Below are 14,202 nucleotides of genomic sequence, written 5' to 3' on the forward strand. Positions count from 1 at the left end.
TTTTCACTTTTGACCCCCAAGTTTATCGGGAAGACCCATGGAGTAGCGACGGCTCACCCCGAATTCCTGGATCAGGAAGAGAACGTCAGTTTGTGTGATTTTAAGTACTTTACCGTTGAGAATCTTGTCGCCTTCTTTGACGGTGTACGAAATAGACGGATTCTTGGATTCAACAAGAATGGCTACCGGCACATCCGATTCCCAAATGATACCCACCAGTTCAACCTGGTCAATATTAATACCTTCTTCGACTAGGCCATCGACTTCGACGAACGGGTCGCGACGGCCAAAGGAACTGTAAGTCACGCGATCTTCATAGAGACCATCGAGCTGACTACCAATCTGCTGGGCGTTGGTCGAGAGATTTGTACCACGTTCCTTGTCAACCTGTTTCAGGCGTTCTTCCTGCACAGAAGAAAGTTCATCAAAGAATCCGACGGCGCGACGGTCGACGTAGCCGACCTTGTTGCCGGACTGCACCTTGCGATACAGGCCCTTCATGTCGAGGCTCACGAGACGGTCGCCAAACACAAGGCGCTGCATCACCTGAGAGTTTTCATTCGGGGCGGCGTAGAATTCCGTTTCGTCGGCAACCACAATCAGTTCGCGAACAACAGGACGCAGGTGGAATGTCTGCGACCCAGAAATAATCTTCTTGCTACCCTTGTCAAGATTCTTGACAAAGGCGTCGAAATTCGGCTTGTCTTCAGCAGACTTCATCCAGTCACGAATGAAGATGCCCTTGGGCTGTGCAGACCAGAACATAAAGCCATCCCTGTTGATTCCCTTCTCGGAAATCTGCAAGACGAACACGCCATCTTGCACCAAGATAGCCGGCTGCACAGAGTTCTTCAGCTGCACCTTGAGACCATTAGCGCCCCAAGTCACAGACTTAACGATAGAGCCAGCACCGATTCTAAACACGGGCGATTTCTGCGGTCCAGCAAGACCAATCGTAATGGTGTTATTCTTGTCGATGCTAGAAACATTCTGCATGACGATATTTTCGTCGGCGACAATGCGGAACTGTTCCAAGCCAGAGCCAATGAGCACCGTCATTTCTTTAAGCTTCGGAAGCAGAGCCGAAATAGCACCGCCTTCGGCAATCGCCTTGTCAATTTGCTTCTGCTGTTCAGCAAAAAGCTTTTCCTGTTCCTTGGCAGCCTTTTCGGCGGCCTTCTTTTCTTCGGCAAGGCGTTTCTTTTCTTCGAGAGCAGCCTTCTGGGCAGCCTTCTTCTCTTCGGCCAAGCGCTTCTTTTCTTCGAGGGCAGCCCTTTCGGCAGCCTTCTTATCTTCGATAGCCTGCTTTAGAGCGGCCTTCTTGTCGAGAACAGCCTGCTTTGCAGCAGCCTTTTTCTCTTCAGCCAAGCGTTTCTTTTCTTCGAGGGCGGCCTTCTTTGCAGCCTTCTTTTCTTCAAGAGCAGCCTTTTCAGCGGCCTTCTTGTCAAGAGCGGCTTGCTTATCGGCAGCCTTCTTGCGGTCAGCAAAGAGCTTCGAAAGCGTCCAGGACTTACCGCCCTTGCTCTTGAGCTTGATCAAGAAATTCGACTTGTCCAAGGCGATTTCATTCTTGTCAGAAGAAATCGAGGCGCCCACATCCATTTCAATTTTCAGGAACGGAACACCCTTGTAGGCATCCTTGAAAACTCTCATGGACTTCACGAACTTGGAGCTAGCATCGACATCGTAGCTGCCTTCGCCAAGAGCGAACGACGTTTCAGAGAAACCGACCGTCAATTTCTTAGAAGAAGCATCGTACTTCTGGAAGAATGTCGGCAAGTTCTGTGAAGACGCAAAGGCGAATACCACTTGGCAGCCCTTTGCATTGCAATCGAAACGCACATCCTTAATCTGGGCGGCGCTAGCAAATGCGGTAAAGGCAAGCAACAAAAGAAGAATTTTCATTTTCATCATTTGCCTACCTTTTTCGACGTGTACGTTGTCAGGTTGAACGTGACCGACATAGTAATCGGCGTCCAGCCGTGAGTTTCAGACTTTTCGATTTCGGCCTTGATACCCGAATAACGGTTCAAGCGAAGGTTCGTAATCGCAGTCGGGTAATTGAAGTTTGCAATTTCTGCAAACAGGTAACCCAGCATGTGGTAACCCGAATTGACCGCGATAGAATAGCGGTTTTCAATATAGTGTTCCTTTTCGGCACGGCCTTCAGGATTAAACTTCTGAATCTGCACCATGGAACTACGAATCACCGCGTAAAGGTCCTGCAAACGCAGCGGCACCTTTTCTTCTTCAGGGAACATTTCCTTCAGCTTTTCGAAATCCTTTTCGGCCTGAGCGAGTTGCATTTCGAGTTCAGCCACACGATGCTTCTTGGCGTTAATCTTGTCCAATTCAGCCTGAGCCGACTGGAGATTGCGTTCCAAGGATTCTCGCTGAGCGGTAAACGGATCCCACACATAGTTATATACCATGTGCGCGGCAACCATAATCAAAAGGCACACGACTATGGCATATACGTTTCGTTTGTCTTTAAGATCTATCTTACCCATTATCACCCTCCCCAAGGCCAAGGTCCCTATTGAGGATTACCTTGATGGTGAAATTATAGGCTTCTTTCCCGTCCTGTTTCGAGGTCGAGATGGTCACCAACGAAACTGACTGAATGCTCGCCTGTTTCTCGAGTTTCACCATGTATTCGGCGACTTCCGAGAAGTCATAAGTGACGCCACGCATTTCAAGATCGAATTCACCCATCTGGTTAATGCTTGTGATCCACATGTTAGGAGGAAGCACCGACGAGATATTTTCGAACAAAATAACCCAGCGTTTCTTGCTGACCTGGATAGACTTGAGCGCGTTGATCTTCGTATTGATCACGCCCTGTTTCTGTTCGAGGTCGCTAATCTTGGAAAGCAACGGACGTTCGCGCTCCACTTCTTCTTGAACACGCGACAGTTCTTGGCTCAATCCGTTAATGGTTTCAGTAACGTAACCTTGCAACATGACCACAGCTACAATTGCAACAAGCAGTGCAACTGTAGGCCAAATGATGCGACGGTCAGTTACCCATGTAAAGTCTTTCTGCTTCTTGCGGTATTCCGGAGGAAGCAGGTTAATGGAAATGGCCAAGGCATTTCTTGTGGGTTCTTTTTTCGTAGACGCCATTAGAATTTCCTCATAGCCAAGCCCAACGCAGGGGCGTAAATATTAGACAAGGCAATAGAGAGTCCGCCTTCGCCAAACACCTTGGAATCACAGGGCACGAGCCTGAACGGGTTCACCGTATCAGTTTCAATGCCAGCGTGTTCCGAGATAAATTCCCTCAGACCAGGGGCGGCGGCTCCACCTCCACCCAACAAGATTTTGTCGAGCGGTTTAGAATCTTCAGAAGACGAGAAGTAGCGGATACCGATATCGATCTGCGCCATCAGGTCCTCGTATGCCAGTCGGAGCGCGGCTTCGACTTCTGCTTCAGAGAAACCGTCCACTACGGACAAGTCTCCCTTGCTTAAAATTTCATGACATTTTTCAGAATCAATACCCAAGTTCATGCAGGTCTTGCTGATGACCATATCAAGCGAACCACCGGCCATGGCACGCATGGAGTGGAACTGGCCATCTTGAACAAAGGCAACACTCATCTTCTTTTCGCCGATATTGAAAATTGCAACTGTCTTGTCTTTTTCGGAGTCTTCCACCGTTGCAATGTAAGCATTTAGCAAGCCAAAAATATCGACATCCAGCGCCGACAGTTTGAGCCCGCGGCGATTAAAAAACTGCGCCCAGGAGTCCAAAAGCGCGCTCTTTGCGGCCACCACGTTCACTTTAACGTCGTCACCTTCACGAGAAAAGATTTCATAGTCGATCACGTTGTCCTGGTCATCGAAGGGAGGACGGGACTGGGCGGTCTGAAGAATAATAGCGGCTTCGTTACCGTTTTTCGGAACTTTGACAGAGACTCGGTCCACCAGCACACCACCGGCGCCAGCTCCACAGTTTACCGAGGCGACAATATCGCAGGAATCGTCGATCGGGTGACGAATCAGAAGCTTCGCCATTGCTTCGGCGAGCAGTTCGGCACCATCTTTTTCGCGTTTGCCGTCCTTATCGGTCGGCGCGTCCCCTTCGCGAACCTGGATTTCACCGTTTACGATGCAGCCATCCGGCACTCGTTCCAAGTCGGCATCCAAAACAATCTTGTTTCCGCTCGTGCCATGCAAAACTTTTACGTACTTGATGCTGTAATGACCAACATCAATACCGACGGTTTCGCGTAAGCCACGGATTTTAGAAATCAATCCTAAAGCCAAAGTTAACTCCGATTGTAAAACATTTCCTTACTAATTCTACCTTTAAAATGGCCGAATGTCAAGCGAAAAATTCATCTAAGTCATTGAAAATGAACTACTTAGACCTGTTTTACCCACTTTTTTGACTCTTTTTTGGATTTACTTAGTTCAAAAAGGTACTGAAGCACCCTTTCCTGGGTCCAACCGAACTTACCACGGAAAGAGGCTGTAAGGCAATAATAGTTGGGGAAATCCTTGTTTTTCTGCCCCAAATTGCGCAAAATCTCAATTTCCACGTCTTCGTCACCGAAGCTCGGGAGCTCAAACTGGATACGCATGTGCTGTCCCGGATAGCACTCCTTGGGCAGTCCAATCATGATACCGCCAGCAGAAAGATCGAGCAAAGTCCCATACAGGGTTTCGCCGTTTTCGAATATGGCAGTCACAGGGAACGCAACCTGTTCACGAACCCAGCGACGCAGCTGGCGCTTATCCAGATCCGCAGAATGATGTAAAACAAAATTTGCAGAATCGTCTAAACGGCGGATTTGAAGCGTGGTCGAATAAATGGCATCGTCCGGGCGAGTCCAGCGGATGCGGATGTCTCGTCCGACAAAAGACTTGGCAGGGCCGTCACTGCCATCGTAAGTGATAGCCCATTCCTTTTCGGTACGCCAGACAATCTCGGACCTCTTGATCAAGGTCCCGTTTTCCGGAAACAAGTCAATTCGGTCACCCACATTAAATTGTCTTGTCGAATAAATTTCAGACAAAGGATTAGACGCCGTAAAATTCATCTTGTTGCGCAAGCGCTCTACAGCTTCCACGGTCTCATCGCGCACATCAAACACGTTTCGAACATCGTAGAACGTAGTAACAGCCTGTTCAAAAAGACCCGACGAATTCAGGATGGCATCCTTATTTTCAAAGGACGACATTCTGATTATTTTGTCCAAAGTCCTTTTTTCTTTGTCAGAAAAACCGAATGCAGCGACCTTGACATCAAAAACCTGGGTTCCAAACATTTCTTCGTGTTCACGACGACGATTAATGCAATGAACTTCCCACAGTGCAAACAAAGCAAAGAATAAGAAAATGATTAACGCCGCCCACACCAAATAAAGCGGGTCGGGCGGGAACTTAGGCGGCCATTCAGGCAACCATCCAGATAACCATTCCATTATTCCGTGCATCTAAGATCCTTAGAGTTTTGTCCACACTCCGCTAACGAAGGTAGCCAAAATCGAAGACGGAAGAGTCTTGCCAAGCAACGGAGAATTGCTCACGTGGCCGGCGAAATCCTTCTTGGAAACTTCGTGCGGCTTGTTCGGATCGAGAATCACGATGTTCGTCATCTTTTGAGTATTCGCATCAAAAGCCGACTTCGCGCCAACCAGCTTTGCAGGGGCAAGCGACAGGAGTTCAATCGCACGAGCCTCGCCCACTCTAGAGCTCAGTTCCTTCCAAATGGCCGGAAGAGCAATTTCAAGAGAGAGTGCACCCGGCACAGAATCTTCAAAGTTCACTTCGGTATCCTGTCCAAGCACCGGCGTGTGGTTCACGCTGATTGCATTCACCGTTCCGTCTTCGATACCCTTCCACAAAGCTTCGCGATCTGCAGCAGAGCGGATCGGCGGCAGAATGTGGTATGCGGAATCCAAAGTTTCCAGACAGGAATCATCCAGAAGCAAATGGTACAGGCCGACATCGCACGTGACATCGATACCCTTCTTACGGGCTTCGCGTACAAGGTCAAGCGTTTCGCCGCAAGTCACCTGCTTAAAGTGCACCGGCACCTGCAAGAAGCGAGCCATTTCAAGCACCGTATGGGCTGCAATGGTTTCTGCAATACGCGGAATGCCCTTCATGCCGAGCATGTCGGAGTAGGCACCTTCGTGAACGCAGCCATGCTTGCGCAACGACTTGTCCATGGGCTGGAAGAAGAAACGCTTGCCCGTCATTTTGCCGTATTCCATGGCAAGGCGAATAAAACGAGTCGAAGGAATCGCTTCGCCGCCATCACCAAAGCCGGCAACGGATTCGTCTTCGGCAAGTTCCATCATTTCGGCGAGGCTATCGGAACCGAAGCCCTTGCTGTAGGCGCCCAGGAACTTGATGTCGAAACGGTTGGCGAAGTTATATTCCAAATCGGGAGAGTTCACGCGGAACTTCATTGCCGAAAGTTTGTCAGCATCGTCAATCGGATTGGCGGCACTTTCGTACAAGGCGCCGCAAAAACCGCCACGGTGCAAGGCATCGAGGCCATCTGCAAACGTGTAGACATCATCGCGGAGTGGTTCCATAAAGTCAACGCCCAAACCAAACAAGGCCGGCATTACCAAGGCGCCGTTGCAATCAAACTCTTCTGTAGCTAAGCCCTTTCCTTGTTCAAAAGAGACTTCTTTTCGATCTTCAAAAGACTTGCCGTTCCAAACTTTCGCATTCTTGAGGACGAGATTCTTGACATTCAATTCCTTATGCATTTTCATTTGCACGACCTCCAGCCAAAAGGTAAAGCACTGCCATACGCACGGCAACGCCGTTAGTCACCTGATCCAAAATCACGGAATGTTCACCGTCAGCGATATCGCTATCCAGTTCAACGCCGCGGTTGATCGGACCCGGGTGCATCAAAATGACCTTGTCCTTGGCTTCAGAAAGGACCTTTTCTGTGATACCGAAGAAATTGCGGTATTCGCGCATGCTCGGGAGGAGAGCATCGTCCATACGTTCCTTTTGCAAGCGGAGCGCAATCACGGCATCGGCATCTTCGACAGCCTTATAGACATCGGATTCCCAAGAGACGCTACCAGCGAGTTCCTTGTACTGCAGAAGTTCGGTATTGCGCGGCACCAGCGTGCTCGGACCGCAAAGCGTTACGTGAGCACCCATGGTGGTCATGCCCCAGATGTTGCTGCGGGCCACGCGGCTGTGGCGGATATCGCCTACGATAGCCACCTTCTTGCCTTCGAGCGTTCCAAGCTTTTCTTCGACCGTGAGCATGTCCAAGAGGGACTGCGTCGGATGTTCGTGGGCGCCGTCACCGGCATTCACGATAATGGCGTTGCTGTGTTCGGCGAGGAACTTGGGCACCCCAGTCCCCTTGTGGCGGACCACAACGATATCAATCTTCATCGATTCGATGTTGCGGAGCGTGTCGACCAGCGTTTCGCCCTTCTTCACACTGGAGTTCGAGCTCGCGAAATTCACCGTGTCGGCAGAAAGACGCTTTTCGGCAAGTTCAAAACTGGTGCGGGTGCGGGTACTGTTCTCGAAGAACAGGTTCACAACGGTCATGCCGCGAAGGCTCGGAACCTTCTTGACCGGGCGTTCCAAAATTTCGCGGAACTGCTTGGCGTTATCCAAGATAGTACGAATATCGGACTTGGATACTCCCTGAAGTCCGAACAAATGCTTGATCTGAAGTGCGCTCACGTTATCCCTCCACCTCTACGAGGTATACAGAATTTTCTTTGTCAATCGGTTCGATTTGCACGCGGACTTCCTGGTCCTGTGCGGTCTCGACCGTAAGTCCTACGCAATCGGGCGCGATCGGAAGTTCACGGTGGCCGCGGTCCACGAGCACGCAAAGGCGAATCGCCGCCGGACGTCCGAGGTCGAGGATTGCCTGCATGGCTGCACGCACCGAGCGACCCGTGTAAAGCACGTCGTCCACAAGGATTACCGTCTTGCCTTCGACTGTAGCAGGCATTTCGGTAATGCGCATTTCGCTAGAACCCATGTGGGTGCGATAATGGAAGTCGTCGCGGTAAAAAGTCGCATCGAGGCTTCCCATCGGGACGGTCTTGTTAAACTTTTGACTTAAGCGCTCGCAAATCTTTTTCGCGAGAGGGATTCCGCGGCTTGCCATGCCGAGCACCACCATGTCATCGGCAGTCGGATGCATCTTGGCAAGCTTTGCTGCCATTTCGTCGAGGGCGAATTCCATCGCCTGCGCAGACAGCAATTCTCTGATCTTTTTGCAGTTGTCTTTCATATAGGTATCAGGTTTCAGGTAACAGGTTTCAGCCTTGCCTTAATTTTCACACTTGAATGTAGCATTTTTTATGGTTTTTCGCCTTTAAGTACAGAAATTGACCCCCGTTTTTTTGTATATATAAGAAAAGAAACATTAAACCCCGGCAGCGCCCTGTCGGGACATTAATAGGAGATTTTATGTTCAATCAGCTGGGTAAACCGGAAGCAGGCGAAACCATCGCCATCATGAAGACCAACCACGGCACCATGAAGCTGCGCATTTTCGAAGATATCGTCGGCGAATGCGCTACGAACTTCGTTGAACTCGCCAAGCAGGGCAAGTACGACGGCGCTCCGTTCCACCGCATTATCAAGGATTTCATGATCCAGGGTGGCGACTTTACCCGCAGAAACGGCACGGGCGGCCACTCCGCCAAGGGCCCCGGCACCACGATCGGTGATAAGTACGATCCGCGCCTCACCCATATGCGCGGCGCCCTGAGCTGGGCAAAGACCGCCATGCCGAACTCCATCGGCAGCCAGTTCTTCATTGTCCACGGCGACAACGTGCATTTTTTGGACCACGAACAGGTTGGCCCCGGCCCGGCTGACGGCTACTCCGTATTCGGCCAGCTCTATGAAGGTTTCGAAGTCCTCGACGAAATCGCTGGCGTCAAGACCGACCGCCGCGACGCCCCATACGAAGACGTGATCATCGAATCCGTGACAATCGAAAAGGCCTAAAAATATCGGGTCGTAAAAAAATTTCACTTTTTTTATGACCCACCCTTGACAAGTCAAATTAGTTCTTCTATATTTGGCTCGTCCTTCGGGGTTATAGCTCAGTTGGTAGAGCGCCTGCATGGCATGCAGGAGGTCAGGAGTTCGACTCTCCTTAGCTCCACTAGACATGAACCGTTTGCTCAAGCAAACGGTTCTTTTTTTTGCATCACATAAAACCTGCAAAACAAACAACCTCGCCCGCTAGTTTGTAACAATTTTGTATTTTTGTGGTATGGATACTACAATCTTGAACAAACTCGCTAAAATCACCCGCAAGGGTATGTTCTTGGGCACAATGGCCGGCATCGCCTTAGTGCCTACCACCTTCGCCGCCGAATGCAATGAAAAGACCATGGATGCCTTCGCTTACGAAGACTGCATCAAGGCTAAATCCGGCGAAACAGTATCTAACGACAACTTCGGCGCAAGCGCCGAGGCGAACAAAGTCAACAACGCCGACGGCATGGCAGAAAAGAGAGTTCTCAAAGCAGCAGAACCGACTTACCGCCCGTTCAACCGCGACGCTTACTTGACCTCGAGTTTTGGCGAGAACCGCGGCACGCGTTACCACGCAGGCTTTGACTATTCCACCCAGATGGAAGAAGGCTGGCCCATTTACGCCCCCGAAGACGGCAAGGTTGTAGAACTGCGAGTTTCTCCGTTCCACTACGGAAAGCTGATGCTCTTCAAGGGCAACAGCGGCAAGACCTGGGCATTCGCTCACCAGAGCAGCTTCGGCAAGCTCGACGACCAGATTATCAAGAAACAGTATGCATCCAAGAAGAACGACGTCACCATCAAGACTAACGCAAGCTACAAGAAGGGCGACACGCTGACCTTCTCGGGCAGCACCGGTATCGGAAACCCGCACTTGCACTTGGAAGTTCGCCTGGACAACGACCGTATTGTGAACCCCGTGCAAGCCGGTGTCGTTATCTCTGACACGCTCGCTCCGCAAATTTTTGGCGTTGCTGTCTGGCAGGGCAACCACATGGCCATCACCAACCCCGAAGCTTTGAACAAGGGTTGCGTCGAAACGCCGGTGAAAAACGAATTCAACTTGAGCATGGCCGTAAAGATTGCAGACTACAGCCGCGAGCCCAAGGACAATCCGATGTCCGTACGCCGTCTTACAGTGTGGCGCTACGACGAAAAGATTTTTGAAGAAATTCTCGACACTCTGCGTTACAGCAAGATGGCTCTGATTCGCGACCAGCTCTTGTGGGCCGAAGAAGCCGACACCGCTGGCGACTGGCACTTTGTGAACGCCAAGCTCGCTCCGCTTTCGACTTACACGATCGAAGCCGAAGACTATAGCGGCAACAAGGTGAGCAAGAAGTTCACGTTCCACCCGCGCTGCAAGAGCGACAAGCCCATGCAGCTGTACAAGGATCAGGCTTCCCCGCTGTTCACATTCCTCAGCCGTCCGATGCTCGACTTGTTCCGTTGCAAGAACGGCATGAAGTTCACTGCCATGGCTGGCGACCATATTATCGAAGAAGACATGTGTAAGGCATTCAAGCCGGCACCGATCACCATCGGCCGCCTCCTTGAAATCTACCCCGAAATGACAAGCATCCACTACACTGCTGACTCTCGTTCTACGGGCGACGGCGTCGCAGCCGATGCAAGCATTGAACTTTACGCCTTCAACCAGTACCAGAGAAGCGTGAACTGGTCTACCAAGCTTGGCAATGTGGGCATCACGCAGAAAGTGACCGGCATTCCGACGGGCCGCGACACCACCAAGAAGATTTTGGCAGTCACCCGCACGCATACCGACAGCCTTGACTACTTTGAATTCCACCCGAAGGGCATGCAGCTCGGCAACTGGACCGTTTGCATTGACAATCCGGAAAACAATCAACCGCTTTACTGGCTCGGCGAAACGACCCGCAACTGGTTCTACTTCAGCAAGCAGACCAAGGGCAAGAACCGCTGCGCTACCATGAACGAAATTCGCGACATTGCCAACATCGAAAATACCGAAGCTCCGACTCTTGGATTCCCCTACTGGTCTGACATGATGATCAGCGGAGTTCGTCAGCCGGCCCTCAAGATTCCGGTGTTGTTCAAGTACGCAGGCATTCCTGACGGCAACGCCATTACGGTGATGGTCGGCAAGAAATGGGTTGCTGCCGAATACGATTCTGAACCTCGCGAAATCGTGATTGAAGGCGCACAGATTCCTGAAGAAGGATCTATCACCATCAAACTCGTTGACGAAGCCGGTCACAAGGCAAGCTATAACGTAGACATCCCCGAGATGTAACATGGCGCGTCTGACCGAAGCCGAAGCTCTAGACTTATTTTTAAACGCCCCGCTTGACGAACTCTGTGCCCGCGCGAATGCCGAAAAGGAACGCAGGCACGGCAAGTCCGTGTATTGGGTGAACAACCGCCAGATCAACTACACCAATGTGTGCGTGTTGCACTGCAAGTTCTGTGCGTTCTCTAAAATCAAAAAGGATAGCCCCACCGCTTACGACTGGGACTACGATACCATTCGTAACAAGGCCGCCGAAGCCATTGCAGGCGGCGCCCGCGAGCTGCACATTGTTGGCGGTCTGCATCCGGATCACCCGTTCGATTATTACATCGAAATGCTGCGCAAGCTGCGCGTGGAATTCCCGAAGGTGAACTTGAAGGCGTTTACTGCCGTGGAAATTTGCCACTTCGCGAAAATTTCGGGACAGACTCCGCTGCAAATCATGAGCACGCTAAAAGAAGCGGGCCTTGATGCTCTGCCCGGTGGCGGCGCCGAAATTCTGGTGCAGAATGTCCGCGACCAAATTTGCCCGGGCAAGGAAACCGGCGAAGAATGGCTCGACGTTCACCGCGCGGCCCACAAGATTGGAATTCCGACGAATGCGACCATGCTGTTTGGGCATATCGAAAAGATTGAAGACCGTATCGCCCACATGAAGATGCTGCGTGACTTGCAGGACGAAGCTCCGGGCTTTTTCGCCTTCATTCCGCTGGTGTACCATCCGGAACATAATGCGCTGCATAAAATCGTTCCGAATATCACCAGCGAAGAAGACATTTTGCGCACGGTCGCTGTCGCAAGACTTTTCCTCGACAACTTCCCGCACATTAAAGCGTACTGGATTCAGATGGGAATCGAAACCGCGATGAAAGCGCTCCACGCCGGCGCGTCGGATTTGGACGGTACGATTATCGAAGAGAAGATTACGCACGCCGCCGGCGCCACGGTTCCCGTGGGCATGAGCCCCGAGCGCATGAAGAGCCTTATCTCGAACGAAGGGCTCACGCCAGTGGAGCGCGACGCGTTGTATGAACGATTTTCTTAACGAAAATCGTTCTATGACAAGGAGAGGCTCCGCCCCTCCTAACACCTTCCTTTCCCCAATGTGACATTAATTCTCTTAATGAAAAGGCCCCGAATTTCTTCGGGGCTTTTAAGTTCTGATTATCGTCGCAAGAATTACTGACGCGTGAGCGTCTTGTACTTGATGGGCTTCGGATTATCCGCATCTTCGCCGAGGCGCTTGCGGCGATCAGCTTCGTATTCACTCCAGTTGCCTTCGAACCACACCACCTTGGAATCGCCTTCGTAAGCGAGGATGTGGGTTGCGATACGGTCGAGGAACCAGCGGTCATGGGAGATAATCACGGCGCAGCCTGCGAACTTGAGGATAGCCTGTTCCAGAGCCTGCAGCGTTTCGATATCGAGGTCGTTGGTCGGTTCGTCGAGGAACAGCACGTTGCCCGGCTTCTGCAAGTTCTTGGCCATGAGCACGCGGTTGCGTTCACCACCGGAGAGCGCGGTGAGTTTTTTCTGCTGAGCAGCACCGGTGAAATTGAAGAGTCCGCAGTAGGCGCGGCCATTCATCTTGCGGTCGCCCACCATGATTTCGTCATTACCGCCGGTAATTTCTTCCCACACGGTCTTGGAATCGTCCAAGCTTTCGCGGCCCTGTTCCATGCTGATGATTTCGACAGTTTCGCCAATCTTGAGCGTACCTGCATCGGGCTTTTCCTGGCCCATGATCATCTTGAACAAAGTCGTCTTACCCGCACCGTTCGGACCGATAATGCCCACGATACCCGAGCGCGGCAAGCTGAAGTTCAAATCGTCGAAGAGCACCTTTTCGCCAAAGGCCTTCTGCAAATGTTCCGCCTGAATCACGATATCGCCAAGGCGCTTGCCGTTTGCGATGTGAATCTGGGCCACCTTGATCTGTTCGCGAGAATCTTCGGCGAGCAAGTCTTCGTAAGCCTTCAAACGGGCCTTGCTCTTGGCCTGACGAGCCTTCGGAGAAGCCTTCACCCATTCCTGTTCGCGAGCGAGGCGCTTCTGACGGTCAGATTCACCCTTTTCTTCGTTCTTCATGCGTTCAAGCTTCTGGTCAAGCCACTGGGCGTAATTGCCTTCCCAAGGAATGCCGCGACCGCGGTCAATTTCCAAAATCCAGTTCGTCACGTTGTCAAGGAAGTAACGGTCATGGGTCACGAGAATCACGGAGCCCTTGTATTCGCGGAGGTGGCGTTCGAGCCAAGCAACCGTTTCGGCATCCAAGTGGTTCGTCGGTTCGTCAAGGAGCAACAAATCCGGTTCTTCGAGGAGCAAGCGGCAAAGAGCCACACGGCGCTTTTCACCGCCAGAGAGGTTCGTCACCGGCCAGTCACCCGGCGGGCAGCGGAGAGCATCCATTGCAATTTCAATATTGCGGTCAAGGCTCCACAAGTCCTGAGCGTCGATGATATCCTGAAGCTTTGCCTGTTCGTCGAGGAGCTTGTTCATCTCATCGTCTTCCATGGGTTCTGCAAACTTCATGGAGATTTCGTTGAAGCGATCAAGAATTGCCTGCTTCTTAGCGACAGCCTGCATCACGTTTTCCTTGACGGTCAGGTTCGGATCCAGCTGCGGTTCCTGCGGCAAGTAGCCTGCGGTGCGGCCCGGTTCGATCCAAGCTTCGCCCTGGAATTCCTTGTCGATACCCGCCATAATGCGGAGAAGCGTCGACTTACCGGCACCGTTCTGGCCGATAATACCAATCTTTGCGCCATAGTAGAAGCTCAAAGAAATGTCCTTCAGCACCTCTTTGTTAGGCGGATAGGACTTGGTCATTTTGTACATGTAGAAAACGAATTTTTCTGCTTTATTCTGTTCGGCCATATGAACTCACTTCAATTTTGTTTATTCTAAACAAATATAACAAAAATG

The 14,202-nt window shown here is 51.3% G+C and carries 12 protein-coding genes and 1 tRNA gene; 4 read left to right on the forward strand and 9 right to left on the reverse strand.

The features are described 5' to 3' along the window. Positions 1-3: 3 nt before the first annotated feature. The 8 genes from QZN53_RS06935 to pyrR all read right to left on the reverse strand — a co-directional run bounded on the left by QZN53_RS06935 (position 4) and on the right by pyrR (position 8,247). The gene (locus tag QZN53_RS06935; protein ID WP_294652183.1) at positions 4-1,914 is read right to left on the reverse strand and encodes a hypothetical protein; all 1,911 of its coding nucleotides are present in this window, start codon (positions 1,912-1,914) and stop codon (positions 4-6) included. Next, on the reverse strand, positions 1,911-2,510 hold the full coding sequence (locus QZN53_RS06940; RefSeq protein WP_163438248.1) for a type 4a pilus biogenesis protein PilO: 600 nt from the start codon (positions 2,508-2,510) through the stop codon (positions 1,911-1,913). The genes QZN53_RS06935 and QZN53_RS06940 overlap by 4 nt, the downstream gene beginning before the upstream one ends. Next, the gene (locus QZN53_RS06945; RefSeq protein WP_163438250.1) at positions 2,503-3,126 is read right to left on the reverse strand and encodes a PilN domain-containing protein; all 624 of its coding nucleotides are present in this window, start codon (positions 3,124-3,126) and stop codon (positions 2,503-2,505) included. The genes QZN53_RS06940 and QZN53_RS06945 overlap by 8 nt, the downstream gene beginning before the upstream one ends. Continuing rightward, positions 3,126-4,271, reverse strand: a complete 1,146-nt coding sequence (gene pilM, locus QZN53_RS06950) for a pilus assembly protein PilM (protein WP_163438252.1) — start codon at positions 4,269-4,271, stop codon at positions 3,126-3,128. The genes QZN53_RS06945 and pilM overlap by 1 nt, the downstream gene beginning before the upstream one ends. Positions 4,272-4,369: 98 nt before the next feature. Next, positions 4,370-5,431 carry a PilZ domain-containing protein gene (locus QZN53_RS06955; protein ID WP_163438254.1) on the reverse strand — a complete coding sequence of 354 codons (1,062 nt, stop codon included), beginning with the start codon at positions 5,429-5,431 and terminating at the stop codon, positions 4,370-4,372. 21 nt (positions 5,432-5,452) lie between these two features. Continuing rightward, the gene (locus QZN53_RS06960) at positions 5,453-6,739 is read right to left on the reverse strand and encodes a dihydroorotase family protein (protein ID WP_163438256.1); all 1,287 of its coding nucleotides are present in this window, start codon (positions 6,737-6,739) and stop codon (positions 5,453-5,455) included. Next, positions 6,726-7,685, reverse strand: coding sequence for an aspartate carbamoyltransferase catalytic subunit (locus tag QZN53_RS06965; RefSeq protein WP_163438258.1), 960 nt, complete (start codon positions 7,683-7,685; stop codon positions 6,726-6,728). The genes QZN53_RS06960 and QZN53_RS06965 overlap by 14 nt, the downstream gene beginning before the upstream one ends. A gap of 1 nt (position 7,686) precedes the next feature. After that, positions 7,687-8,247 (reverse strand): bifunctional pyr operon transcriptional regulator/uracil phosphoribosyltransferase PyrR, encoded by a 561-nt coding sequence (gene pyrR, locus QZN53_RS06970; RefSeq protein WP_163438260.1) that lies wholly within the window; start codon positions 8,245-8,247, stop codon positions 7,687-7,689. Positions 8,248-8,426: 179 nt separating this feature from the next. On the opposite strand from pyrR, the gene QZN53_RS06975 reads away from it, so the two are divergent. The 4 genes from QZN53_RS06975 to mqnE all read left to right on the forward strand — a co-directional run bounded on the left by QZN53_RS06975 (position 8,427) and on the right by mqnE (position 12,325). Next, on the forward strand, positions 8,427-8,972 hold the full coding sequence (locus tag QZN53_RS06975) for a peptidylprolyl isomerase (RefSeq protein WP_073055679.1): 546 nt from the start codon (positions 8,427-8,429) through the stop codon (positions 8,970-8,972). Positions 8,973-9,059: 87 nt separating this feature from the next. After that, positions 9,060-9,132: transfer RNA gene (locus tag QZN53_RS06980), tRNA-Ala, on the forward strand. Between the two features lie 111 nt (positions 9,133-9,243). Continuing rightward, the gene (locus QZN53_RS06985; protein ID WP_294652191.1) at positions 9,244-11,283 is read left to right on the forward strand and encodes a M23 family metallopeptidase; all 2,040 of its coding nucleotides are present in this window, start codon (positions 9,244-9,246) and stop codon (positions 11,281-11,283) included. Between the two features lies 1 nt (position 11,284). Next, positions 11,285-12,325 (forward strand): aminofutalosine synthase MqnE, encoded by a 1,041-nt coding sequence (gene mqnE, locus QZN53_RS06990; protein ID WP_163438262.1) that lies wholly within the window; start codon positions 11,285-11,287, stop codon positions 12,323-12,325. 134 nt (positions 12,326-12,459) lie between these two features. Here mqnE and ettA read toward each other — a convergent pair whose 3' ends face one another. Next, positions 12,460-14,154, reverse strand: a complete 1,695-nt coding sequence (gene ettA, locus QZN53_RS06995; protein ID WP_163438264.1) for an energy-dependent translational throttle protein EttA — start codon at positions 14,152-14,154, stop codon at positions 12,460-12,462. Positions 14,155-14,202: the final 48 nt, after the last annotated feature.

The organism is uncultured Fibrobacter sp., from assembly GCF_900316465.1.
Lineage (GTDB): Bacteria > Fibrobacterota > Fibrobacteria > Fibrobacterales > Fibrobacteraceae > Fibrobacter.

Bases quoted from the DNA above. Each gene is read 5' to 3' on its own strand.
- QZN53_RS06935 (WP_294652183.1), bottom strand. From the start codon at position 1,914: ATGATGAAAATGAAAATTCTTCTTTTGTTGCTTGCCTTTACCGCATTT.
- QZN53_RS06945 (WP_163438250.1), bottom strand. From the start codon at position 3,126: ATGGCGTCTACGAAAAAAGAACCCACAAGAAATGCCTTGGCCATTTCC.
- QZN53_RS06975 (WP_073055679.1), top strand. From the start codon at position 8,427: ATGTTCAATCAGCTGGGTAAACCGGAAGCAGGCGAAACCATCGCCATC.
- QZN53_RS06960 (WP_163438256.1), bottom strand. From the start codon at position 6,739: ATGAAAATGCATAAGGAATTGAATGTCAAGAATCTCGTCCTCAAGAAT.
- mqnE (WP_163438262.1), top strand. From the start codon at position 11,285: ATGGCGCGTCTGACCGAAGCCGAAGCTCTAGACTTATTTTTAAACGCC.
- QZN53_RS06985 (WP_294652191.1), top strand. From the start codon at position 9,244: ATGGATACTACAATCTTGAACAAACTCGCTAAAATCACCCGCAAGGGT.
- QZN53_RS06940 (WP_163438248.1), bottom strand. From the start codon at position 2,510: ATGGGTAAGATAGATCTTAAAGACAAACGAAACGTATATGCCATAGTC.
- pyrR (WP_163438260.1), bottom strand. From the start codon at position 8,247: ATGAAAGACAACTGCAAAAAGATCAGAGAATTGCTGTCTGCGCAGGCG.
- ettA (WP_163438264.1), bottom strand. From the start codon at position 14,154: ATGGCCGAACAGAATAAAGCAGAAAAATTCGTTTTCTACATGTACAAA.
- QZN53_RS06955 (WP_163438254.1), bottom strand. From the start codon at position 5,431: ATGGAATGGTTATCTGGATGGTTGCCTGAATGGCCGCCTAAGTTCCCG.